Source organism: Arachnia propionica, from assembly GCF_003859805.1.
In the GTDB taxonomy this organism is placed as follows: domain Bacteria; phylum Actinomycetota; class Actinomycetes; order Propionibacteriales; family Propionibacteriaceae; genus Arachnia; species Arachnia propionica_C.
This window is the reverse complement of the sequence record NZ_RQZG01000011.1, coordinates 87,975-111,187: the sequence shown is the minus strand read 5'-3', so window position 1 is coordinate 111,187 and position 23,213 is coordinate 87,975. Positions and strand designations below refer to the sequence as shown.

General features: G+C 67.4%; 23 protein-coding genes, 1 tRNA gene and 1 pseudogene. 14 read left to right on the top strand and 11 right to left on the bottom strand.

Features of this window, described 5'->3' with window-relative positions; translation table 11 throughout:
* Positions 1 to 13: 13 nt before the first annotated feature.
* Both EII34_RS10425 and EII34_RS10420 read right to left on the bottom strand, forming a co-directional pair.
* A complete protein-coding gene (locus EII34_RS10425; protein WP_124845093.1) occupies positions 14 to 679 on the bottom strand; it encodes a WbqC family protein in 666 nt (221 codons plus the stop codon).
* Positions 676 to 1,314, bottom strand: coding sequence for a PIG-L deacetylase family protein (locus EII34_RS10420; RefSeq protein ID WP_124845092.1), 639 nt, complete (start codon positions 1,312 to 1,314; stop codon positions 676 to 678). Before EII34_RS10420 ends, EII34_RS10425 begins: the two co-directional genes overlap by 4 nt.
* A 120-nt stretch (positions 1,315 to 1,434) precedes the next feature.
* Here EII34_RS10420 and EII34_RS10415 point away from each other — a divergent pair, with 120 nt between their 5' ends.
* From EII34_RS10415 to EII34_RS10400, 4 genes are all read left to right on the top strand, one after another.
* On the top strand, positions 1,435 to 2,031 hold the full coding sequence (locus tag EII34_RS10415) for a TetR/AcrR family transcriptional regulator (RefSeq protein WP_124845091.1): 597 nt from the start codon (positions 1,435 to 1,437) through the stop codon (positions 2,029 to 2,031).
* An 82-nt stretch (positions 2,032 to 2,113) separates the two neighbouring features.
* Positions 2,114 to 2,875 carry an SDR family NAD(P)-dependent oxidoreductase gene (locus EII34_RS10410; protein ID WP_124845090.1) on the top strand — a complete coding sequence of 254 codons (762 nt, stop codon included), beginning with the start codon at positions 2,114 to 2,116 and terminating at the stop codon, positions 2,873 to 2,875.
* Positions 2,876 to 2,947: 72 nt separating this feature from the next.
* Positions 2,948 to 3,583, top strand: a complete 636-nt coding sequence (locus EII34_RS10405; RefSeq protein WP_260425124.1) for a class I SAM-dependent methyltransferase — start codon at positions 2,948 to 2,950, stop codon at positions 3,581 to 3,583.
* A 35-nt stretch (positions 3,584 to 3,618) separates the two neighbouring features.
* Positions 3,619 to 3,888, top strand: coding sequence for a ribbon-helix-helix protein, CopG family (locus EII34_RS10400; protein ID WP_221620271.1), 270 nt, complete (start codon positions 3,619 to 3,621; stop codon positions 3,886 to 3,888).
* A 2-nt stretch (positions 3,889 to 3,890) separates the two neighbouring features.
* Here the strand turns inward: EII34_RS10400 and EII34_RS10395 are convergent, their stop codons facing one another.
* Positions 3,891 to 4,979 (bottom strand): glycosyltransferase family 4 protein, encoded by a 1,089-nt coding sequence (locus EII34_RS10395; RefSeq protein WP_124845088.1) that lies wholly within the window; start codon positions 4,977 to 4,979, stop codon positions 3,891 to 3,893.
* A 137-nt stretch (positions 4,980 to 5,116) separates the two neighbouring features.
* Here EII34_RS10395 and EII34_RS10390 point away from each other — a divergent pair, with 137 nt between their 5' ends.
* Entirely contained in the window at positions 5,117 to 5,533 is a 417-nt protein-coding gene (locus EII34_RS10390) for a hypothetical protein (protein WP_124845087.1), read from the top strand.
* 24 nt (positions 5,534 to 5,557) lie between these two features.
* Here EII34_RS10390 and EII34_RS10385 read toward each other — a convergent pair whose 3' ends face one another.
* Positions 5,558 to 6,850, bottom strand: a complete 1,293-nt coding sequence (locus tag EII34_RS10385; protein ID WP_124845086.1) for a nucleotide sugar dehydrogenase — start codon at positions 6,848 to 6,850, stop codon at positions 5,558 to 5,560.
* Positions 6,851 to 7,450: 600 nt separating this feature from the next.
* Between EII34_RS10385 and EII34_RS10380 the strand changes: the two genes are divergently transcribed.
* Positions 7,451 to 9,172, top strand: coding sequence for a WD40 repeat domain-containing protein (locus EII34_RS10380; RefSeq protein ID WP_124845085.1), 1,722 nt, complete (start codon positions 7,451 to 7,453; stop codon positions 9,170 to 9,172).
* Position 9,173: 1 nt separating this feature from the next.
* Here EII34_RS10380 and EII34_RS10375 read toward each other — a convergent pair whose 3' ends face one another.
* Complete coding sequence (locus EII34_RS10375) at positions 9,174 to 9,524, bottom strand: Fe-S protein (protein WP_124845084.1); 351 nt, start codon at positions 9,522 to 9,524, stop codon at positions 9,174 to 9,176.
* 113 nt (positions 9,525 to 9,637) lie between these two features.
* Here EII34_RS10375 and EII34_RS10370 point away from each other — a divergent pair, with 113 nt between their 5' ends.
* Both EII34_RS10370 and EII34_RS10365 read left to right on the top strand, forming a co-directional pair.
* Positions 9,638 to 11,347 (top strand): hypothetical protein, encoded by a 1,710-nt coding sequence (locus tag EII34_RS10370; protein ID WP_124845083.1) that lies wholly within the window; start codon positions 9,638 to 9,640, stop codon positions 11,345 to 11,347.
* Positions 11,348 to 11,682: 335 nt separating this feature from the next.
* Positions 11,683 to 12,888 (top strand): RtcB family protein, encoded by a 1,206-nt coding sequence (locus EII34_RS10365; protein ID WP_124845082.1) that lies wholly within the window; start codon positions 11,683 to 11,685, stop codon positions 12,886 to 12,888.
* Between the two features lie 114 nt (positions 12,889 to 13,002).
* On the opposite strand, the gene EII34_RS10360 is transcribed toward EII34_RS10365, so the two are convergent.
* Entirely contained in the window at positions 13,003 to 13,653 is a 651-nt protein-coding gene (locus EII34_RS10360; protein ID WP_124845081.1) for a GNAT family N-acetyltransferase, read from the bottom strand.
* A gap of 90 nt (positions 13,654 to 13,743) precedes the next feature.
* Here EII34_RS10360 and EII34_RS10355 point away from each other — a divergent pair, with 90 nt between their 5' ends.
* Positions 13,744 to 14,340, top strand: a complete 597-nt coding sequence (locus EII34_RS10355) for a hypothetical protein (RefSeq protein WP_124845080.1) — start codon at positions 13,744 to 13,746, stop codon at positions 14,338 to 14,340.
* Positions 14,341 to 14,348: 8 nt separating this feature from the next.
* Here EII34_RS10355 and EII34_RS10350 read toward each other — a convergent pair whose 3' ends face one another.
* Positions 14,349 to 15,278, bottom strand: a complete 930-nt coding sequence (locus tag EII34_RS10350) for a 2-hydroxyacid dehydrogenase (RefSeq protein WP_124845079.1) — start codon at positions 15,276 to 15,278, stop codon at positions 14,349 to 14,351.
* 70 nt (positions 15,279 to 15,348) lie between these two features.
* Here EII34_RS10350 and EII34_RS10345 point away from each other — a divergent pair.
* Positions 15,349 to 15,425 (top strand) — tRNA-Pro (locus tag EII34_RS10345).
* Between the two features lie 100 nt (positions 15,426 to 15,525).
* A complete protein-coding gene (locus EII34_RS10340) occupies positions 15,526 to 15,954 on the top strand; it encodes a hypothetical protein (RefSeq protein WP_124845078.1) in 429 nt (142 codons plus the stop codon).
* 324 nt (positions 15,955 to 16,278) lie between these two features.
* Here the strand turns inward: EII34_RS10340 and EII34_RS16825 are convergent.
* A pseudogene (locus EII34_RS16825) lies at positions 16,279 to 17,013 on the bottom strand (recombinase family protein); the annotation flags it as partial.
* A gap of 612 nt (positions 17,014 to 17,625) precedes the next feature.
* Between EII34_RS16825 and EII34_RS10325 the strand changes: the two are divergent.
* The 3 genes from EII34_RS10325 (at position 17,626) to EII34_RS10315 (ending at position 20,142) form a co-directional block, all read left to right on the top strand.
* Positions 17,626 to 18,063, top strand: a complete 438-nt coding sequence (locus EII34_RS10325; RefSeq protein WP_124845077.1) for a hypothetical protein — start codon at positions 17,626 to 17,628, stop codon at positions 18,061 to 18,063.
* A 280-nt stretch (positions 18,064 to 18,343) separates the two neighbouring features.
* On the top strand, positions 18,344 to 18,964 hold the full coding sequence (locus tag EII34_RS10320; protein ID WP_260425122.1) for a transposase family protein: 621 nt from the start codon (positions 18,344 to 18,346) through the stop codon (positions 18,962 to 18,964).
* Positions 18,965 to 19,062: 98 nt separating this feature from the next.
* Positions 19,063 to 20,142, top strand: a complete 1,080-nt coding sequence (locus EII34_RS10315; RefSeq protein ID WP_124845076.1) for a GNAT family N-acetyltransferase — start codon at positions 19,063 to 19,065, stop codon at positions 20,140 to 20,142.
* Between the two features lie 36 nt (positions 20,143 to 20,178).
* On the opposite strand, the gene EII34_RS16580 is transcribed toward EII34_RS10315, so the two are convergent.
* The 3 genes from EII34_RS16580 to EII34_RS10300 all read right to left on the bottom strand — a co-directional run bounded on the left by EII34_RS16580 (position 20,179) and on the right by EII34_RS10300 (position 23,206).
* The gene (locus EII34_RS16580) at positions 20,179 to 20,379 is read right to left on the bottom strand and encodes a hypothetical protein (RefSeq protein WP_260425121.1); all 201 of its coding nucleotides are present in this window, start codon (positions 20,377 to 20,379) and stop codon (positions 20,179 to 20,181) included.
* 129 nt (positions 20,380 to 20,508) lie between these two features.
* Positions 20,509 to 20,979 (bottom strand): hypothetical protein, encoded by a 471-nt coding sequence (locus EII34_RS10305; protein ID WP_124845075.1) that lies wholly within the window; start codon positions 20,977 to 20,979, stop codon positions 20,509 to 20,511.
* A 127-nt stretch (positions 20,980 to 21,106) separates the two neighbouring features.
* Positions 21,107 to 23,206, bottom strand: coding sequence for a hypothetical protein (locus EII34_RS10300; RefSeq protein WP_124845074.1), 2,100 nt, complete (start codon positions 23,204 to 23,206; stop codon positions 21,107 to 21,109).
* Between the last annotated feature and the right edge of the window lie 7 nt (positions 23,207 to 23,213).

Below are 23,213 nucleotides of genomic sequence, written 5' to 3'. Positions count from 1 at the left end.
ACCACTGAACTGTTCACCACCAGGGATCGGCGCCTGATGCCAGGTGGTCCAGCATGCTGAGCCCTCCGACGAAGTCGCCGTGGGGCTGCGGGTACGGCGTCGGGGTGAAGGAGTGGTGGTCCACCTCGATACCCCGGTCCCGGAAGAGCTGCTCGTCCAGGTAGTTGTGTCCTGACGGGCCGGACAGGTAGGTGTCCCCGCCGAGCTCCGCCACGATGTCGGCCAGCAGCTGTGACGACGACCCCGTCGCCTCGAGCTCGGAGGCGCGCACCAGGTGTGTCGGGATGGCGTAGTGGTCGCGGAGGCGGGTGATGAGGTCGGTGCAGAGATCCGCGAGGTTCGTCGTCGGGTTGGCGTAGACCTCGCTGAGCATCGTCGAGGCGGTGTCATGCCCGGGGGAGCGGCCGTAGAGGGTCCGCGTCGTCTTGATGTGGTTCTCGCGCCACGGCAGCAGCTCGTTGGTCTCGACGTCGCGGGTGAGCTGCCCGAGGCGTCCCTTGGTCTGCACCGGGACGGTGAGCCATTGCGGCCCGGCTGGCCCCTTGACCTTGACGCGGTTCTGGTAGCCGCCCTTGGTGAAGGGGACGGAATCCAGCAGCACGAAGACGTCTGAACGGACCATCTTGTCGAAGTAGCCGGTCCAGGGGGCGAAGTTCGGCTGGTGGACGGTGACGATCACAGCACGATCCTGATCAGCTCGAAGGCCTCGGCCCAGTCGCTCTTGACCTGCAGGCCACGCACCCGGGCCAGCGAGTCGTGGAACTCGGGCGTGAAGTAGGGGCGTCCCATCTCCAGCTGCGACCGGTACTTGGTCAGGGCCGCCCACTTGGCCTCCAGGTGGCGGCGTTCCAGGGTCACGAAGGCCGACGCGGAGAAGGTGATGTGGTTCCACGGCAGTTCGTAGCCGAGCAGGGTCTTGTGCTTGAAGGCCCGCAGCGCCTCGTCGTGGATGGTGGCGTGGTCCTGGTGCAGGTCGGCACCGGAGGGCACCAGCACCCAGTCCGGGTCGATGTCGCGGCCCAGCTGCACCATGTGTTCCAGCACCTCCTGCCGGTGGTAGCTGAGCTTGCGCACGGGGTAGCCCAGGATGGTCCGGTTCTCGCGTGGCACCCCCAGCACGTCGAGGGATTCGTGGCACTCGTCGGCCAGCTGGGTCGGGCGGGACCCCTCGGGCAGGGACTCCTCGGCGGTGGAGAACACCGCGACGTGCACGTGGACCCCGGCCTCCAGCCATTTGGCGATGGAGCCACCGGCACCCAGCTCCGCGTCGTCGGTGTGCGGGGCCAGGACCAGGATCCTCTTCGGTTGCTGCATCGAGTACCTCTCGTGTTGGGGCGACCCCTGAACCATACCGTGGCTGCACGGGATACGGCGCGATGGAATTGACATACCGAATGGTCGGTTTTTAGAATCGCGGTCGGAACAGGAGGTGCCATGACCGGACCAGGGCCCAAGGGGGAGGCGTCGCGTCGCGACATCATCGCCGCGGCGTCGAGGGTGTTCGCCCAGCGCGGCTACACCGAGACGCGGATGGACGACATCGTGAGGGCGACCGGGCGGACCAAGGGGGCGCTGTACTTCCACTTCCGTTCCAAGGAGGAGCTGGCCCGCGCCGTGGTCGAGGACCACAAGCGGACGTGGCTCGTCCTCGGGAGGGAGGAGGTGGCCCGCCACGCCTCCCCGCTGGCGCAGGTGCGGGGGCTGGGGCGGCTCCTCGGGCGGCTGGCGGCCGAGGAGGACGCCAGCTGGAGCGTCGTCCGGCTCGCGGCCCAGATCCGAGGGGGCGGGCCGGACGACGATGGTCCGCTCCGGGCGTGGGTCGACCTGGTGGCGGAGATCATCGTTCGTGGTCAGGACGCGGGGGAGATCCGCGAGGAACTGTCCGCCGACGACGCGGCCCTCATTCTCGTGTCCGCCTTCGACGGGTTGAAGTCGACGACGGAGGCCATCGGCTCCGTGGGGGCTGACGCCTTCGAGCGTCAGGCGGGACTCATGGTCGACCTGCTCCTCGCAGGCATGGTCACTCCCTGACGGTCGCCCGGACCCCGGCCCGGCGTCGACCACCCGGAGCCACGCACAAAAACAAAACCGACTGATTGGTATGGAAAATCGCATGACTGCACTCATCACAGGAGCCTCCTCGGGGATCGGCGCGGAGTTCGCCCGTCGACTCGCTGCCGAGGGACATGACATGATCCTGGTCGCCCGCGACGTCGAGCGGCTGACCGCCGTGGCCCACGAGGTCCAGGAACGACATCGCGTCCACGTCGAGATCGTCGCCCTCGACCTGTCGCGCCCGGATGCGGGGGAGCGGCTGTGGGAGGAGGTCCAACGGCTACGGTGCGACGTGGAGATCCTGGTCAACAACGCCGGATTCGGGCTCCACGGCGACGTCCACGACGCCGACCCCCGACGCCTTGAGGAGATGGTCCGACTCAACTGCGCGACCCTCGTCGGCCTGACGGCCCGCTTCCTGCCCCCGATGCGTGAGCGCGGCGCGGGGACGATCGTGAACATCGCCTCGACGGCGGCGTTCCAACCGATCCCCCACATGGCCACCTACGGTGCGTCGAAGGCGTTCGTGCTGTCCTTCACCGAGGCCCTGTGGGCGGAGAACCGGGACCACGGCATCCGCGTGCTCGCGGTCTGCCCCGGCGCCACGGACACGGCCTTCTTCGACGTCGCCGGGGAGGCGGCCGCGGCGGGGCCGAAGCGCACGACGGCCCAGCTGCTGGATGCGACGATGCGGGCGCTGCGCTCCGACAGGCCGAGTTTCGTCGACGGCCCGGCTGCCCGGTTCGTCGCCAGGGTGGTCACGCGGCTGCTCCCGCGCCGCACCCTCATCGCCGTGGCGGGACGCTCCGTGGCCCCCTGACGGGAGGCGCCACGACGCGCATCATGGGTGCATCGTCATGCAGAATCGCTGGTGGGTGGGAAGGAGCTGGTCTTGGGTGTCGCGGAAAGGCTGCGGGAGTTCAATGCCCGACACCCCTGGAGCCACAACGAGTACTTCCACCCATGGATCCTGCGGAACCTGCCGTCGGGAAGGAAGCGTGCCGTCGATGTCGGCTGTGGTCAGGGGAAGCTGCTCGTGACGTTGGCCCCGCATTTCGAGCACGTGACGGGCACCGATGTCGACAAAGCGATGCTGGCGGAGGCGTCGCAGCGAACCGAGGCGTTGTCGAACGTCGCGGTCACGTCGACGCCGTTGGCCGATCTGCCTCCGGGGTTGGACCTCGTCTGCATGGTGGCGGTGTTGCACCATCTCGACGTCGAGCAGGCGCTCTGGCGGGTCAGGGAACTCCTCGTCCCCGGCGGCCGCTTCCTGGCCGTTGGGTTGGCCGCCACGCGGACCCCCGTCGACCACGTCTGGGACCTCGCCTCCGCCGTGACCAACCCCGTGATCGGTCTGCTCAGGCATCCCCGTCCGCGGCATGAGGCGGTGCCGGACTCCGTGCCGACGCGTGAGCCCGCCCTCGGGGTCGCGGAACTGCGTCGTGCCCTTGCCCGTGTGATGCCGGGAGCGAGACTGCGAAGACGTGTTGCCTTCCGCCACACGATTGAGTGGACCCGCCCGGGCTGATCCCCGCCCGGGTTCGGGGCCGAAAGGAGATGAGGATGACTGGTCACGACGTCGAGTTGACCGAGGACGAGCTGGAGGAGATCGCAGCTCAGCACGAGGCTGGAACGTGGCCGGGACACACGTCAACCCCCATCCCGGGTCGGCCACGGCTCCACGACGAGGAATTCGAGACCATCTCGTTCCGGCTCGGGGCCTCCCGCATCCGTGCTGTCGACGACGCTGCTGACCGGCTGGGGGAGTCGCGGTCCCAGTTCCTCCGTCGCGCGGTGGGCCAGGCCCTCGAAGGCCTGACCTCGACCGGCTGAGCTCAGAGCCGCTCGTACAGCCCCAGCAGCTTCTCGAACTCGACGTCCCAGTTGTAGCGGCTCAGGATGGCCTGGCGGCCGTTCTCGCCCATCCGGGCCGCCTCCTGCGGGTCGGACAGCAGCCGCTGCAGGGCCGCGGCCGCGGCGTCGGTGTCGAAGGGATCGACGGTGATGCCGCAGTCGGCCTCCCCGATGATCTCCTGCCACAGCCGGAAGTCGGAGCACAGCACCGGCAGGCCGCAGGCCATGTACTCGAACATCTTGGTGGAGTAACCCTCCACGTAGTTGCTGATCGGGTGGTCCAGCACGATCCCGACCTGCGCGTCGCGCAGCCCGGCGACGATCTGCCCACGCTGCACCAGGCCCGCGTACTCGACGTGGCTCCAGCCGGGGTGGGCCTCGGCGCGTTCCCGCTCGTGCTTGAACTTCCCCGCGACCCAGCCGCGCTGGTTCTCGGGCAGCCGGGCGACGGCCTCCAGCATCTCGAACAGCCCCTGCTGCACCGAGAGCCCGCCGACGTAGATGAACGCGTGGCTGCGCTCCTCGAAGGGGGTCTCGTTGCGCTCCGTGGCCAGGCCCTTCTCCGGGAAGTTCTGCACCACCACCGTCTTGTTCGCCGGGAACTTCGCCGCGATCGACGGGGTGGCGGCGACGATCCCGCTGAGCAGCCGCCCGGAGAGCCCTTCCAGCACCGTCACGATTCCGGCGAGCGGTCGCTTCGCCCAGCCCGGGATCCAGGTCTTGTTCATGATCTGCAGCGGCACGTCCTCGTGGACGTCGTAGACCACCTTCCTGCCACACAGCCGAAGCGCCAGCCCGACCCCCATCAGCTCGGGGTCGTGGAAGTGATAGACATCGGCCTTCTCCTTCAGCGCTCGGCGGAAGATCGCCCAGGTCTTGACCAACATCCGGTGGAGGCGGTTGCGGGGCGCACCGAGCCCGATCACGGGAACCCCCGCGACGGTGGTGTCGCCGTCGTGGGTGTTGATGAGCGCCACGTCGTACCCGGCCTCGGCGAGCCCCCCGCACTCCTTGTGGGTGACGCGGGTGTCGGTGATGTCGTGGACGCTGCTGAGGTGAACGACGCGCATCACTGGTCCTTTCTCTGGTCCACGACAGCCGGGCTGCCGGTGCACCCGTCACGATGGTCGACGGCTGGGTCCCGGGTTCCGGGGCCAGCAGTCCCGCCAACCCTATCCCGATCCGGCAGCGCTCCTAGACTGGGGGCATGGGCAAGTTCTCCACCTTCGTCAAGGCCACAACTCCTGTCGTGGTCACCACCGTCGCGTTGCTGAAGGAGTTTCGTGAGAACCCGGAACTGCGCAGAGGCATTGACGCCGCGATCGCGAAGTTCAAGAAGGCCGCGAGCCCGAAGGAACGGGTCGAGGCCAGGATCAACGCCATCGACGTCGCCGCCGATGCCGTTGCCGAGATCGAAGCCGAGGCCACGGAGCCTGCGATGTGGCGCCGTCAGGCGCAGGCACTGCGGATGAGGAGCGACCTGGCGTGGCACGGCAACACCGGAGCCGCCCGCCGGAAGGCACTCAAGGCACTGGACACGGAGACCGCCGAACTGCTCGCCGCCGTCAACGAGCACCTGGTCCGGCTGCAGGCCGATGCGGCCCCGCCGTCGATCACACCCTGAGGCCCCGGAGCCTCAGCCGGTGGTTCAGCCCTGCCCGATGCGGAAGAACTTCACACTCTTGAAGGCCTCCTGGTCGAGGCAGCCCCGGCCGTCGACGATCACCTGCACGCCGGGCAGGTCGGCGGGGGTGAGCTGCTGGTACTCGGGGTGGTCGGCCTGCAGGATCGCCACGTCCACGCCATCGCCCAGGTGGTGGGCGGTGAAACCGTGGGAGCTGAGCTCGTCGTCGGTGAACATCGGGTCGTGGACGGTGACCTTGGCACCGCGGGCCTGCAATGCCTCGACGGTGGGGAAGACCCCGGAGAAGGCGGTCTCCTTGACCCGGCCCCGGTAGGAGGCGCCGAGCACGACGACGCGCTTGTCCGTGAGGTCACCGACGGCCCCCTCGGCCAGCGCGATGGCGTACTCCGGCATCGTCATGTTGGCCTCGCGGGCGGTGCGCACGATGGTGGCGTCCGGGTCGGTGTAGAGGTACAGGCGCGGGTAGACGGGGATGCAGTGGCCACCCACCGCGATGCCGGGCCGGTGGATGTGGCTGTAGGGCTGCGAGTTGGAGGCGTCGATGACCTTGTGGACGTCGATGCCGTGGGCGGCGGCGAACTTGCCGAACTGGTTGGCGAGCCCGATGTTGACGTCGCGGTAGGTGGTCTCGGCGAGCTTGGCCATCTCGGCGGCCTCGGCGGTGCCCATGTCCCACACGCCGTTGCCCTGCGGCAGGTCGGGGCGCTCGTCGAAGGTCAGCACCTGCTCGTAGAACTCGATGCCCTTGCGCGTGCCCTCGGGGCTGAGGCCGCCGACGAGCTTCGGGTACTTCCTCAGGTCCTCGAAGACGCGGCCGGTCAGGACCCGCTCGGGGGAGAACACGAGGTGGAAGTCCTTGCCCTCGGTCAGTCCCGAGATCTCCTCGATCATCGGCTTCCAGCGGTTGCGGGTGGTGCCGACGGGCAGCGTCGTCTCGTAGGAGACCAGGGTGCCGGGGGTGAGGTGCTCGGAGAAGGAACGGGTGGCGGCCTCCATCCAGCCGAAGTCGGGCTGCCAGGTCTCGTCGTTGACGAACAGTGGCACGACGATGACGATCGCGTCGACGCCGGGAATGGCCTGCGAGTAGTCGGTGGTGGCGCGAAGTCGGCCGGCGGGCACCAGCTGGGAGAGCTTCTCCTGCAGGTGGGCCTCGCCGGGGAAGGGCTCCTGGCCGGCGTTGACCTTGTCGACGACGCTCTGCTGCACGTCCACGCCGATGACCTCGTGGCCCATGTCGGCGAACTGGACGGCCAGCGGCAGGCCGATCTTGCCCATCGCGATGACAGCGATCTTCACGACTGTTTCCTTCCCTACGTGATGCTGGCCTGAGTCTACCCATGCATTCTGGCGGGTGTTCCTCGGTTCTGGTTCTGCCGTCGTCGTTGCCGGATGTGGTCTCACCCTCTCGGCCGGCGTCGTCGTTGCCGGATGTGGTCTCACCCTCTCGGCCGGCGTCGTTGTTCCCGGATGTGGTCCCACCCTCCCGATCGGCGTCGTCGATCCTGGCCCCAACAGGCACGAATCGCCGTTCTGCTTCCCTGAGAGCTTGATTGAAACGATTCAGTCAAGGCGGCCCGGCGGTTCGTGCTCACCTCCGCGCCTCTGTCTGAGGACCTGGTTTCGCCTGCTTTGGATGGTTTCACCTGCCTTGTGACGGGTTTGCCTGCCTTGAGGGGGAAGTGCCTGTCTTGTTTCGAATTGCCTGTCTTATTGGACAGGCAATTCGATTTTAGGCAGGCGAACCGTGCCCAAGACAGGCGAACCGTGCCCAAGACAGGCGAACCGCACCGAGGACAGGCGAACAGCGTCCAAGGCAGGCAAACCGTGTCCAAGGCAGGCGAACCCTGCTGGGGAGCAATGGGGAAGCAGGGTGGATGCGGACCGTAGACTTCCCGCATGTCTGAGGAGGTCATCGGATACCGTCTGCCCGTCTCGCCCCACACCGTCGTCGGGTCCCACGACGACTCGGGTCAGGCCATCACGCACGTCACCGTCCCCGACGGCCGACTGCTGCTGGCGACCTGCGGCGACGACGAGGTGATCCGCCTCTGGGACCCGGCAAGCGGTGCCGTCAGCCAGCCGATCACCGGGTACGGCGAGACCATGGGAGCCATCACCGCGTGGACCACCAGCGACGGCGAGCCGCGGATCGCCGCCGTCGGTGACGCCCCGGACAACGCGGTGTGGATCTGGAACCCCCGCACGGGGCAGCGGATCGGCGAACCGCTCATGGGGCACGGCTACTGCATCTCGGGCGTCGTCGCCTTCCCCAGCCCCGACGGGCCGCGGCTGGCCTCCGTCAGCGACGACCACACGATGCGGATCTGGGACCCCGGGACCGGGGAGCAGCTCCGGGTCATCGAGACTCCGGGCCACTGGCTGGCGGAGCCCTCGGCGTTCCTCGACGGGGACCGCCCCCGGATCCTCACCCGCGACTTCTCGACCCTTCGGCTGTGGGACCCGCTCACCGGCGAGGAACTCCCGGCCCCCGACTTCGACCACGAGGACCTCGTCACCGCCACCGCCGTCCACACCGACGCCGACGGGCGGGTCCGGTTGGCGTCGGTGAGCCGCAACGGCACCGTCGCCGTCCACGACCTCGCATCCGGGGTCTCCCGGGAGCTGGAGGACACGGGACCTGGCCTCCTCGACGTCCCCGACGGGCTGTGCTCGGCGGTCTTCTTCGTCACCGACGACGGGGCGTTGCGGCTGGCCACCGGCAGCGACGCCGCCGACATCCGCATCTGGGATCCAACACTCAACGAGCAGGCACCGCAGGTGCTGCGGGGCCGTCGTCGTTCCTGGACTGATCGGGAGGTCCGCGGGCTCACGGCCTTCACCGGTGCCAACTCCCGCGCCCGGCTCGCCTCCATCGACAGCGGTGGGGTGGTGCGGGTCTGGGACCCGAGTCGACCTCTCGACCGGGCGATCGGCGCGACGTTCGGGCATGCCGGACTCGTCGTCGCGGCGGGACGGTATGTCGTCCCGGTGGAGGATCGGCTCGTCGTGTTGGGCACCGACGGGTCGCCGTCGGATGAGTCCTCCGAGCCGACCGGGAGCCTGATCGAGGACTGCTCACCCCTGCCCGACGACGGGAACATCACCGTCGGTGACGGCGAGGCCGTGGTGTGGAGCGCCCGGTTGGAGGAGGTCGCCCGGTTCGAGGTCGGGCAGTGGGACGACGGCGTCGTGGCGTTTCCCGGCGACCTCGTCGCGACCGCCGCACGGTGGGGTGGCATCCGGCTGTGGTCCCTCGACCAGGGCTGCGCGGTCGGGGAGCCCTTCGACGCCCACGAGGGTGGGGTTCTCGATCTGGCCCGGCTGGGCGAGCAGCTCGTGAGCGTCGGGGATGACGGCTGGCTGCGCCTGTGGGAGGTCCAGCCGTGGCGTCTCGTGGCCGAGTTCCGGCCCGAACCCGACGGCGACGTCGCCCTGGTGGCCAGCGTCGGCGATCTCATCGCGACGGCGGGGAGCGAGCCCGTGGTCAGGCTGTGGACCCGGGAGGGTGAGGCTGCGGGCAGCATCGATGTCGAGGGGCTGCCGGAGGCCCTGTCCACCCTCCCCGACTCTCACCTGGGGGTGGGTTTCATCGACGGCCTGGTCGTGCTCCGGTCGTGAGTCAGACCAGCACCGCGATGGCGGCGTTGAGGAGGGTGAGGCCACCGATGGCCCAGAACAGGGCGGCGGGGACCTCCTGGTTGCGCTTCTGCCTGGCGGCTGCGATCCCGAGGGCGGCACCGATGACGATGAGCACGACGAGCTTGATGCCGATCTTGGCGTGGTTGAGGGGGCCGTCGAGACCCCACGGGGCGGCCAGGATGACGCCGGTGGCGAGGGCCAGGGCCATGCCCCACTGCATCACGGGTGTGATGCGCAGGCGACGGTTGGACGCCTCGACCGCGAAGGCGCCGAGCAGCAGGGCGAAGCCCACGAGATGGCAGATGACGACGATTCCGCGCAGGATTTCCACGGGGCTTCCTCTCCTCGGGCGCAGACCTTCACCGCGCACTCGACCGACCCATCCTAACTTGGAGACATGTCGTCTCCAAAATCTGCATCGGGCCAGCCCGTAGGATTCCGGCCATGGACCCACGCCAGTTCCTGGAGACCACCGACTGGGCCCACCTCGACCACGCCTACGGGTTCGTGACCTCCCGCGAGGTGGCCATCCTCGCAGGACTCCTCGACGGTGACCGCGACGCCCTCATCGCTGCCGAGCACCTGCTCGACGCCTCCTTCTTCCACCAGGGCAATCTCTACCTCGGCACCCCGGCCGCGTTCCGGGTCCTCGTCGACGCGATGCACACCTGGCCCACCGAACGCCTGATCCAGGCGGGATTCGAGGACGAGCTCATCTGGCACCTCTGCCACCTGGGACGTCGCATCCACGACGAGCTCGACGACCCCACCGAGCCGGTGCGCCCCGGCGAACCCATCGACCACGACGCCGTCGCGGCATGGAACCGGATCGTGGACGAGGTGCTGGTGATCCGCACCGAGCGTTTCCCCACCCTGGAGGCCCGACGCCGCTGCGACGAGGAACTGTGGCGCAGGCTGTGGCGCAACCAGGTGGTGGGCCTGATCGACCTGGTGCCCGACGTCGTCGCCCTCCTGCTGCCCCTGACCCGGGGCAAGGATCAGGTCAGCCGCGACGCCACCGAGGTCCTGGTGCCGTGGCTCACCCTGCCCGGCGCCGAACAGGCCCGGGTGGAGGTGACCGCCGGGCTGCGGCGCGACCTCGACGCCCAGCTGGCCGACCCGGGTCCGGGACTCATCGACGTGCTGTGGCGACTGCACGAGCTCGACGAGGACCTCACCCCGCTCCTCGACCACCCTGACCTCGAGGTCAGGGGGTTCGCGGCGCTCAGCCGCCCGGATCCAGCCACCCTCGACGTCCTCGTCAAGGCCGTCGTCGCCTCCTGTGCCGTGGCCGAGGAGGCCGTGTACGAGCTGGGTCGGATGAAGCCGCCCCTGGAGCGGGTGGTCCCGGCCGTCGTCGCGTGGCTGCAACGGATGGATCACGTCTCCCTGGCGTTGGGGCCGTGGCAGTGGCTGATCGTCATCAGCCTCCCCACCCACCCCGAGCACGACCCCTGGCGCATCCTCCCGGACCGGCCCAGCCCCGCCCAGCTGGATGTGCTGGAGGCCGTCGCCGCCAACCCGGTGTTCTGGGAGCGCAGCTTCGGGGGTCGTCGTGCGATGGGGCTGGGTGAGATGACCCGCGACGACCTCGTCACCCTGCTCGGCACCCATGGGCGGCCCGGCGACGGGGTGCGCAGCACCGGGGCGGAGGTCGCCGAGGGCATCGCAGCGCTCACCGCCGCCCACCCGGACCGCGACGGTGCCGACTGGCTTCGGGCACTTCACCCGTTGGTCGAGGCGGTAGGCCCGGGCGTCCCGACCAGGGCGATGCTGTTGGCCCTGCTGGAGGCGGCCCTGGTCGCGGATGCGCCGCCGATGGACGAGGCCTGGCGTCACATCACCCAGCCGCCGGAGCTGGAGTGGCCGCCCGGAGCGGCCCCGCCGCCCGGGGAACCGGACCCGACGGGGCACGCCGAGGCCCTGGCCGTGATCGCCTTCCAGGCCGCCGAGCTCCACCGGCTGGCCGAGGCCGGGCGGCTGGGGGAGGTGGGCTGGGGAGTGGCCTCACCGACCGGCAACACCTGGTACAACGCGACCTCCCACACCCTGCTGGAGTGCGGGGCCGCAGCGCTGGAGGACCACGGCCTCACCGTCGTCTGGGGGTGGCGGCTCCTGGCCCAGCTGCTGGAGCTCGGCCGGATCTACGAGTGAATCGGTGTTCTCTGCCATTCCTCGCGCCCAGACCGGCCTCCGGTGGCCAGGAATGGCTGAGAACACCGTCTCTCCTTGCGGACCCCGGCCGTCATCTGTCATCCTGTTCGACGGTGCCAGGACGGCACCTGCCACGAGAGGTCGGATGATGGAACGGATGCAGAGCCCCACCCGGGTGCAGCAGTCGTTCCTCAGCGCTGCCATCCGCCGCCTCGATTCCGCGAAGAATCGCTGAATCCCGGGTCCCGCCCTCTCGTTGCCACCCACTGATCCGCCGTCGGGCGAGAGGTGTCGGCGTACCCCTGTCATGAAGATCCACGAACAGGAGTAGAACCATGTCCACCTTCCCGGTGCCCCTGACCGGCACCGACAACACCCTCATGTGGGCCGACGAGGCCGGCATCGAGGAGGCCGCGATCCGGCAGCTGCGCAACGTCGCCCACCTTCCCTGGACCCACGGGCTGCGGGTCATGCCCGACGTCCACTACGGCAAGGGCGCGACCGTCGGCTCCGTCATCGCGATGCACCAGGCGGTGGCCCCGGCCGCCGTCGGCGTCGACATCGGCTGCGGCATGACCGCCGTGCGCACCAGTCTCACCCCCGAGGAGCTGCCCGATGACCTCGCGGGGCTTCGGCACGGGCTCGAGCGCGGTGTCCCCGTCGGCAACGGGCAGCACCGCACCCATTCCCGGAGCATCGACCGGCACCACGACCTGGGGCGCAGGTTCACGGAGATGTCGAAGGCCTTCGACGACCTCAGGGTCCACGACATCTCCCGCCGGTTCGGCTCGTTGGAGGGCAAGGCCATCGCCCAGGTCGGGACGCTGGGTGGCGGCAACCACTTCATCGAGCTGTGTTCCGGTGACGACGGGCGGGTGTGGGTGACGCTGCACTCCGGGTCGCGTGGGATCGGCAACAAGCTCGCCCTGGAGCACATGGAGGTGGCGCAGTCGCTGACCCACAACAAGGGGCTGGTCGATCGTGACCTGGCCGTGTTCCTCAGCCACACCCCGCAGATGGAGGCCTATCTGCACGACCTGTGGTGGGCGCAGTCGTACGCGCTGCTCAACCGCGACGTCATGCTGGCCAGCATCTGCGACGAGCTGAGGCATCGCATCCCGAGGATCCGGTTCGACGAGCCGATCCGCTGCCACCACAACTACGTGGCGGTGGAGACCTACGACGACCTGGAGCTCATCGTCACCCGGAAGGGCGCGATCCGCGCCGGGAAGGGTGACATGGGTGTGATCCCGGGGTCGATGGGCACCGGCTCGTACATCGTGCGGGGGCTGGGCAACGAGGCGTCGTTCCAGTCCGCCTCCCACGGGGCGGGTCGGCGGATGTCCAGGAATGAGGCGAAGCGTCGGTTCACCGCTGACGATCTCGCGGCGCAGACCGCGGGCATCGAGTGCCGGAAGGACGCGGGGGTCGTCGATGAGATTCCCGGGGCGTACAAGGACATCGACGATGTCATCTCGGCCCAGTCCGACCTGGTGGAGGTCGAGGCCAGGCTGCAGACCCTGCTCTGCATCAAGGGTTGAGGTCGTGTCACGGTGAGTCCCGCCGTCGCATGTGCCGCGGCGGGGCCCACCCCGCCCCGTGGGCTTGCCTGAGACCCCGGCGGTTCGTGCTCGGGTGGGGACGGGCGATCGTCGTCAGAGGGCGCCCATCATCGACCTGAGCTCGTCGCTGAAGCCCTCGACGACGACCTCGCCGTCGAGCCGGTTGAACTGGTCGGGAGTGACGGAGACGTACTGGAGCTCGACGGTGCGGGAGCCGTGCACCTCGGTGCGGATGCCGTTCGGCCGGTAGCCGGCGCTGTGGGAGACGCCCATGGACGCCTCGTTCCCGATCACCGCGGCCGACTCTGCCCGCCGGGCACCCAGATGGTCGAAGGCGAAGTGGAGCATGAGTTTGCGCATCCGAACACCCCACCCCTTGCCGTGATGGGCCAGTGCCAACCATGATCCGGAGTCCACCACCCGACGCCTGGCGAACTGGGTGGCCAGCACGTCCTGGCAGCCCACCAGCTCACCTGCGACCCACACGCCGAAACCCAGCACCCACGAGTCGGGGGAGAACTCCGCCCGGAATCGCCAGTGTGCCTGGGCGGCGTTGCGTCGACGCTCGCGCACCGGCGCCTCGTACCACGGGAAGATCCACTCCACGGAGTCGTCGGGGAAGATCGGCCCGCTCAGCAGGTCGAGGTACTCGGGGAAGTCCTCGTCCCGCATGAGGCGCAGCGTCATGTCGTCGTGTCGGATGCGCAGGCCGAACGGGGGAAACGCCGTCGTGAGGGGGTCCATCCCTCCATTGTAGGGTTCGCCCCCGCAGAGGTGGTGAGCGGGTTATCCTCGTGTGGATCGCGAACTGTCGTGGAGGCGACGATGAGGTGCATGACGTTGTTCAAAGTGCTGGTGGTCTGCTCGCTGATGACGGGTTGTGGTGTGACGGAGATCGCGGTCCCGGCCGACTCGGCCACGACCTCTCCTTCCGTCACGGCGACCACGGAGGCGTCGACACCCGATGTGTCCACCGGAGATCAGCCGGAGGAGATTCAGGCCTGGATTCAGGGGTCCTACGCCCACAAGATCGGGGAGCCCCTCGAACTTGACGCCCGGGGGTCCTACAGCTCCGCTGGAAAGCTCGTGAAGTACGAGTGGGACCTTGACGGCGATCAACAGTTCGACGAGACCAGCACCGAGCCGATGCTGACCTACACCTGGGACAAGGAGTTCGTGGGTGAGATCACACTGCGCGTCACCTCACCCACGGGGGCCACAGCCATCGGGACGACGGAGGCGATGATCACCAACGACGGTGACTCGACGCCCTATGAGCGGGACAACTGCCCCGAGGTCAACAACCATGGGCAGACCGACTACGACAACGATGGGATCGGGGATGCCTGCGACGACACCCCCGGGTACCCGACGGAGGACCTCCCGGGGGTGAGTGAGGGACCGGCCCCCACGCCGTCGGCGACCAGATGAGCGGGGCCTCAGGCCACCAGGTGCTGGAGACGACGACCGTCGGTGAGCCGTGGCAGCTGATCCGCCAGCAGGGCGACCATCCGGGGCAGCATCGCGGCGGAGTTGCCACCGATGTGGGGGGTGATGAAGGCGCCGTCGGCCTGCCACAGGGGGTGGTCGTCGGGGAAGGGCTCCGGGTCGAACACGTCGGAGGCCATGCGCAGCCGTCCGGAGGTGACCTCCGCGGTGATCGCGTCGGTGTCGACGACGGGGCCGCGCGCGACGTTGACCACCAGCGCGTCGTCGGGCAGTAGGGCCAGTTCCTCGGCCCCGATGAGGCCGCGGGTGTCCGTGGTCAGGGGCACGATGAGCACCAGGATGTCGGCGTGGGGCAGGAGGTCCGGCAGTTCGTCGATGCCGTGGATGGTGCCGTGCTCGTCGCCGCGGGCGGCGCGTCCGACCCGTGTGATCTGCACCTCGAAGGGCTCCAGGCGACGGCGGATGGCGTCGCCGATGGCTCCCACCCCGACGATGAGGACGCGCGAGTCGGCGAGGGAGCGGGTGGTGGCGACCTGCCAGCGGCGGTCACGGGCGAAGCGGGGGAGTTCACGTTGGGCGGAGATCATGAGCCCGACCGCCAGTTCGGAGGTGGAGGCGTCGTGGACCCCGTAGGCGTTGGCCAGGTGGACGCCGTCGGGGAGGATCTTCAGCAGGTTGTCGTAGCCGGCGGACTGGGCCTGGACGAGGCGGAGTCTCGGCAGGTCCGTGAGGGAGCGCCACTCCGGGGCGGCCCGGAAGTAGGGGACGATGGTGCACACCACGTCGTCGGCCTCGTCGCCGAGGACATCGCGGACGGGGCGGTTCCAGTCCCACACCCGGAGGGTCACACCGAGTTGGTCCTCAGGGGTGTGGGCGACGAGGGCGTCGAGCAGGTTCTGGTCAGGGACGGTGACGATCATCCTCCGACACTAGCCTTGATTTCACTCCTCCGCCCGGGTGGGCTAGCATTGTCGTCGGCTCTTTTGCCATCGGGGTGTGGCGCAGCTTGGTAGCGCGCGTCGTTCGGGACGACGAGGCCGCAGGTTCAAATCCTGTCACCCCGACCATATTGTCCTCGTTCGAACATGTTGACGGGGAGGCGTCGGACTGGGGTCCGGCGCTTTTTTGGTGTTCGGGGGTGGTCTGCTCGCTGCTGGTGGGGTTGGCTTGGGCGGCGTGGTGGAGGGCTGTGATGGTGTGGTGGGGCTGGGTGGTGGGTGTGGTGGTGTGGCCGTCGTCGTCGAGCCAGATGTGGGAGAAGAAGGCGGTGAGGAGTTTGCGTTTCACGGCTGGGACGGCGGTGTTGTAGAAGTTGGCGGGGTCTTCGAGGAGGGTGAGGTAGGCGAGGGTGTGGTCGGTTTCCTGCTTGAGGTGGTGGTCGGTGTGGTCGAGTTGTTCGGTGGTGGCGGCGCGGCGGGTGCGGAGGTCGTGGAGGCGTTTGCGGAGTCGGGTGGTGTCAAGTGCGGCGTCGGCTGTGAGCTCGAGGAGGCGTTCTTCTCTGGTGTCGAGTGTGGCCAGTTCTTTGCGGAGGCGTTGTCTGGCCTCGCGTTCCACGATCTGTCGGTTTTCCAGGCTCTCGGTGATCTCCTTGCGTAGGTGTGCCACTACTTCGGGAGCCAGTCGCAGAGCAGCGACTTCTTGGGCGAGTGCGTCCTCGACATCGCTCACCCGTAGATGCGGTAGGCCGCAGTCCGGATGTTGGCGGTTGATGCAGGCGTAGTACTGGTAGGTCTGTCCGGCCCGGTTGATGGGTTGGGTGTAGATGAGTTGGCTTTCGCGACCGGCTGCGTGGCAGCGGCTGCATTGCATGAGTCCTCGGAGGAAGTGGTGGTGGCGCGTGTCGCGGTGGGTGCGTCGTCTGCGGGTGTCGAGGACGTGTTGGACGCGCTCGAAGAGGTCGGCTGTGATGAGGGGTGTGTGGCGTCCGGGGCAGGTTTCGCCTTTGAAGCTGACTTTCCCGATGTAGTAGGGGTCGCGGAGGATGGCAGCGAGTTGGCTGCGGGAGAGGGGGTGTCCGCGCTGCTTGGTGGTGCGTCGGGTGGTGAGGCCCTGCTTTTCCAGTTCTGCGGCCAGTGCGGCCAGGCTGTATTCGCCGGTGGCGTATTGCTCGAAGGCCCAGCGGATGATGGGGGCGCGTTCGGGGTCGATGTCGATGGTGTTGGTGAGTCGACCGTCGAAGTCCTTGCGGACATTGAGGTAGCCGAGTTTGGCTCTGCTGATGGTACCGCGGTTCTGCGCCTTGTGCCACATCTTGTTCGAGATGTCCTCGCCGTTCTGCCGGACCTGAACCTCGTTCATGATGTCAGTGATGGCCTCCATGGCATCACCCATGTAGCCCTCACCGAACTCCTCCTTCGCGGAAACCAACTTCACCCCCATGGTCGCCAGCACCCGCTTGGCGATGGCGGCGTCGGTGAAGTTGCGGAAGGCTCGGGACCGCATGTAGATCACCACGTACCCGATCTGGGGGTTGTCCTCGACGTAGCGCAGCAGCTCCTTGAACACCGGGTGTTTGGCGATGGACTGGGCCGAGGTGCCAGGCTCGACGAACTTGCGGGCGATGGGGGCCTTCAACCTCACGCACCGCTTGATACCCGCCTCGCGCTGGGTGGCGATGGAGTTGCCGTCCTCGTCGATGTTGATGGTGGTGTTCATCTGGCGGGCGGTGGAGACCCGCAGGTACAGCACGGCTTCCGCGCCGTCGGCGATGTCGCTCTGGGCTATCGGGGCGACGCCGTCCAGACCGAGGAGCAGCTCGAAGTCGCTCAGGGCACTGCGTCGTCTGCGTGGTGTTCCTGTGCTTTGTTTTCGCTGTGCCATTGGGGTCCTCCTTTCCCTGCCGAGCCTGTCTCCCCGGCATCTTCCATTGACGCTTGGTTCGCCTGGAAAGTCCAGTCCTTTGCGTCACTTCTCAAAGACGTGGCACCAGTTGTCGGTTTCGACGATGGCGTAGGTGTCTCGTAGGTGCGTGGCCAGAGCCTGCCGGTTCCATGTCAGCATGTCGGATGGAATGCCTGAGGTGGTGGTGAATTCGTCCAGAAGTCCACAGTGAATGGTACAACAATCAGGCAGCAGCCTGAATCAAACATGATTTTCGTCGCTGTCCACGAAGCCTGTGGCAGACCATCCCTGAGGTTCCAAGTTCGAGGAAGAATTGCTTGTCAGCCAGCTGCATAGCCATCTGGCCGACAGCACATCCGCCTCACTCTCTGGCCGTAGCGCCATGGCTGTGTCTACGATGGCTTCGTACTCAGGGCGGAGGTGACGATGATGCGCTACTGGCGGTCAGTGACGACCGTGGTGGTTGCGGTGTGCCTGCTGGTGGTCGGATGCGTCAAGGAGTCGGGTTGGGAGCAGGCCATGCAGGCACTGAAGGCCGACCCGATGGCCTCGGTGAGCTGGGATGGACTGGAGTTGCTGGGGACGGTGGAGACGGTCAACGACAGCCCGAAACCTTCCCCACCAGGCATCACTCGCTGCTACAAGCTCAGTATTCCAACAAGAGAGGCTTTTGAGAAAGTAATGTCCAGCGCCAGACAGTATGAGTGGAATGAGAACCTTGAGGAAGCGGCCCCCAGCTACGCCAAAGCGTGGAAAATTATAGACGGGTATCGTGTCAGTCTACGTGTTTCCACGGATTCCTACCGATGCGAAAAAGAATACCCTGACTATGATTTTCGCATCACATTGACTGAGCAATCGTGAAAGGAGTAAGGGCGTTATTCATGGGGGTTAACGGTATAGCAGAGGTGACCCCCGGGTAGGGGCATCGACTGCTTCGCGAGAGAATGGGTATTGCAAACTATCCGTTCTCGAGGAAGCAGTCGATGCGTTACGATTCTACTACAGGTCTCCCAGTGGCAGTGATTCAGGAGATCGTGGCCCGGGTCTGGGACGTCGCCCAAGGGCGGGGGCTTGACTTCACCCGGCACAAGATCGGGTTGTACAAGCAGGTGGTGATCTGTTTGATGCTTGCGGTGAGAACATGTCCCAGATGGTGATCGCTGACCTGGTCGGGGTGTCCCAGCCCACGATCTGCCGGATCAGGCGGCGGATCACCGAGCTGTTGGAGACGGTACTGGTGTTCAGCGGTGGAGGTCTCACGGAGGCCATCGACCAGGGGCACCTTCTGCTGGTTGATGGCACCTTCGTCCCGACCGGGAACCGCCCAGCCAGCGGGCAAGCAGCTGCAAACCACTCCGGGAAACGGAAGGTCCAGTGTCGAGGCATCCAGGTCGCAGCAACCGACCGGGGTGACCTCGTGGCGGTCTCCGAGACGTTCCCCGGAGCACGCCATGACGCCAGGGTGATCCATGAGTGCGGCTGGAGTGACCTCCTCGCCGAAGCGAAGGCCTGCTGGATCGCTGACAGTGCCTACACGGCAACCACTGCCACGACACCGGTCAGGAAAACACCGAACCAGCCCCGCACCGAGTGGGAGAAGACATTCAACAAGACCATCGCGAGTCTCCGTGCTGCTGTTGAGCACTGCATCGCCCATCTGAAGAATTGGAAAATACTCGCCACCGGCTACCGAGGGTGCCTCACCGAACTCCCCGCCATCATCCGGATCGTCACCCAACTCGAACTCCTGAGAACCCAATGAAAAGAACCCCCATGAATAACGCCCTAAATCAAACATGATTTTCGTTACTGTCCACAAAACCTATGGCAGACCAATCCATTCTATGTTAGGTTTAGCGCATGCTGGATGCCACCACCCTCCCGATCACCTTTGAGAACACTCGCCTACGCCCCCTCTCTGAGCTGGACGCAGACGCGTATGCAGCCGGCACCAAGGATGAAGCTGTGCGGCGCTTCGGCCACCTGCCCGAGTCCGACTACACCCCCGAGTCCGTGCGACGGATGATCCGTGACGAGGTTGCTGAGGGTCTGTCGTCCGGCACGCTGGCAGTCCTCGCACTTGCCGACGCCGAGACGGACCGGTTTGTGGGCTCCTTGGTGCTCTTCGACGTCAGCTCCGAGGCTGCCGAGGTCGGGTTCTGGATTCATCCGGATGCGCGGGGAGCAGGGCACGCTCGTCGGGGCCTGGAGTTGGCATCGCGCTTCGCACGCAACAGTGGACTGCGAACCTTGACAGCACGCACGCTCCTGGAGAACAAGGCCTCCCAGCGGTGCTTGACGAACGCAGGGTTCCATGAGGTCGAGCGAGCCGTCGGGACCACGCCCGCAGGACAGCGCGAGGAACTATTCCATTACCGGCGCGATCTCAAGCCCACCGCCCAGTGGCCGTTGGCGACGGAGCGGCTTCGGCTCCGTCCGCATAACGCCGACGATGCCGAATGGCTTCACGAGCTGTACTCGCGACCCGACGTTGCCCGCTACCTGCTGGACGAGCCATGGACCGCGGAAGTCACCCACGACAAGCTCACCGAACGCCTAGCGAAGACTGACATCGATGGCGAGACTGGCGCGCTTGCGCTGGTCATCGAGCATGACGGCGTCCCGATCGGAGACGTCGCGTTGTGGCTCACCGATCACGAGCACCGTCAAGGCGAGATCGGGTGGGTTCTCGACCCTGCGCACGGTGGGCAAGGTTTCGCCAGCGAAGCCGTCCGAGCAGTACTCGCCCTCGGGTTTGACCACTACCGGCTCCACCGCATCACCGCGCAGATGGATGCCCGCAACAGCGCCTCGGCAGCACTGGCTCGTCGTGTCGGGCTCCGGCTCGAAGCACATCACGTCCAGGACTGGTTCAGCAAGGGCGAATGGACCGACACCCTCATCTTCGCGCGACTTGCCTCCGAGCACATGCGCCAATGATCGGGAGTCTGAGGGCGTTATTCATGGGGGTTCTTTTCATTGGGTTCTCAGGAGTTCGAGTTGGGTGACGATCCGGATGATGGCGGGGAGTTCTTTGAGGCGCCCTCGGTAGCCCTTGGCGAGTATTTTCCAATTCTTCAGATGGGCGATGCAGTGCTCAACAGTCGGGAAGATCACGCTGCGTGTCACCAGCGAGACCGGTGCCACCGCGACGACGACCACGGATGCGATGATCACCAACGATGGTGACTCCACCCCGTATACCAGGGACAACTGCCCTGAGGTGTACAACTACGGGCAGACCGACTACGACAAGGATGGCATCGGGGACACCTGTGACCCGACTCCGGGCCACCCGACGGAGGATCAGCCTGGAGTGATCGAGGGAGACCCGCCCGCGCCCTCACCGAGCCCCAGCCCGTCACCTTCGATCTCCCCTTCTGCGACAGCAAGCCCGTCACCGTCACCGAGTGCCTCTCCGACCAGGAGTTCATCTCCGACCCCGACGAGGAGCCCGTCAGCGACGCCCTCCACGACACCTTCGGGGACTCCCTCACCAAGTCCGTCCCCGTCGGTCACGGCATCACCCACACCCTCGGCCTCGCCGAGCCTGTCGCCATCAGTGGAGCCGACTGCGACGGCTGAGCCCACAGCTTCGCCGTCGGAGAGCGTGTCGCCACTGCCGACGGTGATTCCGAGCACATCGCCGACAGAGCCGTCGCCGAGTGTGACGGCGACTGAGCCAACGGTGACCGAGCCACCCACCGTGAACCCCGACCCGACAGCCAGCCCGGCACCGACAGGGGTCCCGCCGGTGTTGCCGTCGCCGACCAGCACACCGTCACCGACGACACCGCAGCCGACGACCCCGGTGCCGACCGGGGTGCCGGACCCGAGATCGCCCGTGCGGCCTGACCCCGGTACCCGGCCTCGACCAGGACTGCCCGACACCGGGCGCTGAGGCTCAGGTACGGAAGTCGTCGTGGTGGCGGATGCTGGCCAGCTCGATCCCCTCCGGGCCGCGCCAGTAGTGCAGCCGCCTGGCGCCCGGGGTGTTCACCTGCAGTGAGACCCGCCACGCAACCTGGTTGCCACGGGTCCGCACCGGATCGTCGCCACCCTGCCCGGAGCGCAGCTGATGCACCTCGCGGCCCGGCAGCTCCGGGGCCAGATCGGTCAGCACCTCCACGATGACATCCACCACCTTGCGGCGTTCGATGCCCTCCACCTGATCCCAGGACTCGAGGAAACCCTCGCCGATGCTCCAGTTCATGAGACGACGACTGCTGTTGCGCTCCGACTCCTGGAAGCGACGCAGCCACGCCATCTCCACCTCGAACTCCAGTTGTCTCGCGGGGTCGGCGAACAGTCGGGCGTCGTTCTCGAGGATCCGGGCCGCCTCGGAGTCGATGTCACGACGCTGCCCCTTCTCCCGCTGCAACTTCGTGACCCGCCGCTGCTGCTGTTCCACACGGTTGCGGAGCTTGGTGATCTCCGCATTCTGGGCCTGCAGCTGGGCCAGCAGACGACGGTTCTCCTCCTGCAGCTGGTCCAGCTCACCCGGCTCCTCCTGCGACGGCGACGCCACCACCCGGGGCGGGGCCGGGCGCGGCACCGGAGGCGGCGTCGGCTCCTCCTCCACCTCCAGGTCCGCCTGCGTCGGCATCAACCATGCCGGGCCACCCGGCAGCAGGGAGATGGTCCGGGAGGCGACCACATCGTCGGAGACCACACTGCCCAGCCGCCACTGCTCCGGTTCCGGGCCGCACGCGATGACCTGCATCGGAAGCACCTCGTTCAGTGCCACCACGCTCCGCAGGTCGACGGTGGGGTCGGAGGGGACGACGTGCTCAGGGGTCAGCCGGATCGGGAAGTCCGGATACGGCTCCACCGTGCCGCTGTCCGGCCCGATCCCGACCACCCGCACCAGCACCACGTCGTCGACGCTGACCTCGGCCAACGCCTCTGCGGCACTCAGCCGCTTCGGGACGAAGGAGCGGTTGGTGTGGTCGAAACTGCCGGTGACGCGCTGTCCCTTGACGAACAACCGCTCCGTCGACACGTTGTTGGCCACCAGCTCCGGCCAGGAATGCGCCTGACCACCCTTGTCCAGCCCGATGATGGCCTGCCCGGCCACAGTCCCCAGCACCACACCGGTGGCCTCGACGGTGCCACGGAACTGTGCTGTCTGGTGCTGTGACGGCTCGGCCCAGCGCAGCGCCTCCGCGATGAGCCGGTTGCCGGTGGCCTCACTGTCGGCCGTGCTCTGCGCGAAGTGGAGCGGTGCCTGGTAGACGTCGCTCACCCATCCGTCGCCCGGCGGATAGACCCGGGAGGCGCCGCCGTAGACGTCCCCGGCCGGTGGCAGGAGATCGGAGAAGGCCCAGGTCACGGCACCGGTCGCCATCACGAACACCGGGGCCACACCGTGGAGTTCCTCGGCGACGGGGACCGGGTCCACGAAGGGGCCCGGCGCGCCACGGGAACTGGTGATGACCACCACGGGGTGGGGCCGGCTGCCGTCCAGCAGGGTCCGGGCCAGCTCGGCGCCCTCTGCGGGGGTGCGCAGCAGACGGTAGGGCGGTGCAGCCGCCGTGTCGCCCGGGTCCGACGTCGAGGAGGGAGGTGGCTCCAGGAGTTTCCTCAGGTCCTGCAGCAGGTGTTTCTCCTGGTTCTCCCGGTGCCACTCCTCGGTGGCCAGGAAACGCGGCGACGCATAGGGGTCGTCCTGCCAGGCGGTTCCGACGGGGAAGATACGGCTCGCGCCGTCGTAGACGGTCAGCTCACGCCCGAACGTGTCGGTGATGGCGAAGGAGGTCTCGCGGTCGATCACCCACACCTCGGCACCCAGCTCGGCCGCCTTCTCCGGATCGGTGAACGTCGTGTTGTCGTCGGTGTGCGAGATCATCACCAGGGGCGTGTCCCGCTCCGGTGAGGTGAGGCGGGAGATCAGCTCGCGGGCGTCCTCCTCGGTGGTGGCGCGACGGTGGGAGGGCGGCTTCACCGGCTGTGCGGAGGCAGCCTGTCTCCGCTTCAGCTCGGCGTGACGTTTCCTCTTCGGCATGGCCCTA

Coding starts and splice junctions, on each gene's coding strand:
- EII34_RS10320 (WP_260425122.1), top strand. CDS start 18,344: ATGTCCCAGATGGTGATCGCTGACCTGGTCGGGGTGTCCCAGCCCACG.
- EII34_RS10395 (WP_124845088.1), bottom strand. CDS start 4,979: ATGCGCGTCGTTCACCTCAGCAGCGTCCACGACATCACCGACACCCGC.
- EII34_RS10315 (WP_124845076.1), top strand. CDS start 19,063: ATGCTGGATGCCACCACCCTCCCGATCACCTTTGAGAACACTCGCCTA.
- EII34_RS10350 (WP_124845079.1), bottom strand. CDS start 15,278: ATGATCGTCACCGTCCCTGACCAGAACCTGCTCGACGCCCTCGTCGCC.
- EII34_RS10300 (WP_124845074.1), bottom strand. CDS start 23,206: ATGCCGAAGAGGAAACGTCACGCCGAGCTGAAGCGGAGACAGGCTGCC.
- EII34_RS10355 (WP_124845080.1), top strand. CDS start 13,744: ATGACGTTGTTCAAAGTGCTGGTGGTCTGCTCGCTGATGACGGGTTGT.
- EII34_RS10365 (WP_124845082.1), top strand. CDS start 11,683: ATGTCCACCTTCCCGGTGCCCCTGACCGGCACCGACAACACCCTCATG.
- EII34_RS10325 (WP_124845077.1), top strand. CDS start 17,626: ATGATGCGCTACTGGCGGTCAGTGACGACCGTGGTGGTTGCGGTGTGC.
- EII34_RS10400 (WP_221620271.1), top strand. CDS start 3,619: ATGACTGGTCACGACGTCGAGTTGACCGAGGACGAGCTGGAGGAGATC.
- EII34_RS10390 (WP_124845087.1), top strand. CDS start 5,117: ATGGGCAAGTTCTCCACCTTCGTCAAGGCCACAACTCCTGTCGTGGTC.
- EII34_RS10360 (WP_124845081.1), bottom strand. CDS start 13,653: ATGGACCCCCTCACGACGGCGTTTCCCCCGTTCGGCCTGCGCATCCGA.
- EII34_RS10370 (WP_124845083.1), top strand. CDS start 9,638: ATGGACCCACGCCAGTTCCTGGAGACCACCGACTGGGCCCACCTCGAC.
- EII34_RS10410 (WP_124845090.1), top strand. CDS start 2,114: ATGACTGCACTCATCACAGGAGCCTCCTCGGGGATCGGCGCGGAGTTC.
- EII34_RS10415 (WP_124845091.1), top strand. CDS start 1,435: ATGACCGGACCAGGGCCCAAGGGGGAGGCGTCGCGTCGCGACATCATC.
- EII34_RS10380 (WP_124845085.1), top strand. CDS start 7,451: ATGTCTGAGGAGGTCATCGGATACCGTCTGCCCGTCTCGCCCCACACC.
- EII34_RS10420 (WP_124845092.1), bottom strand. CDS start 1,314: ATGCAGCAACCGAAGAGGATCCTGGTCCTGGCCCCGCACACCGACGAC.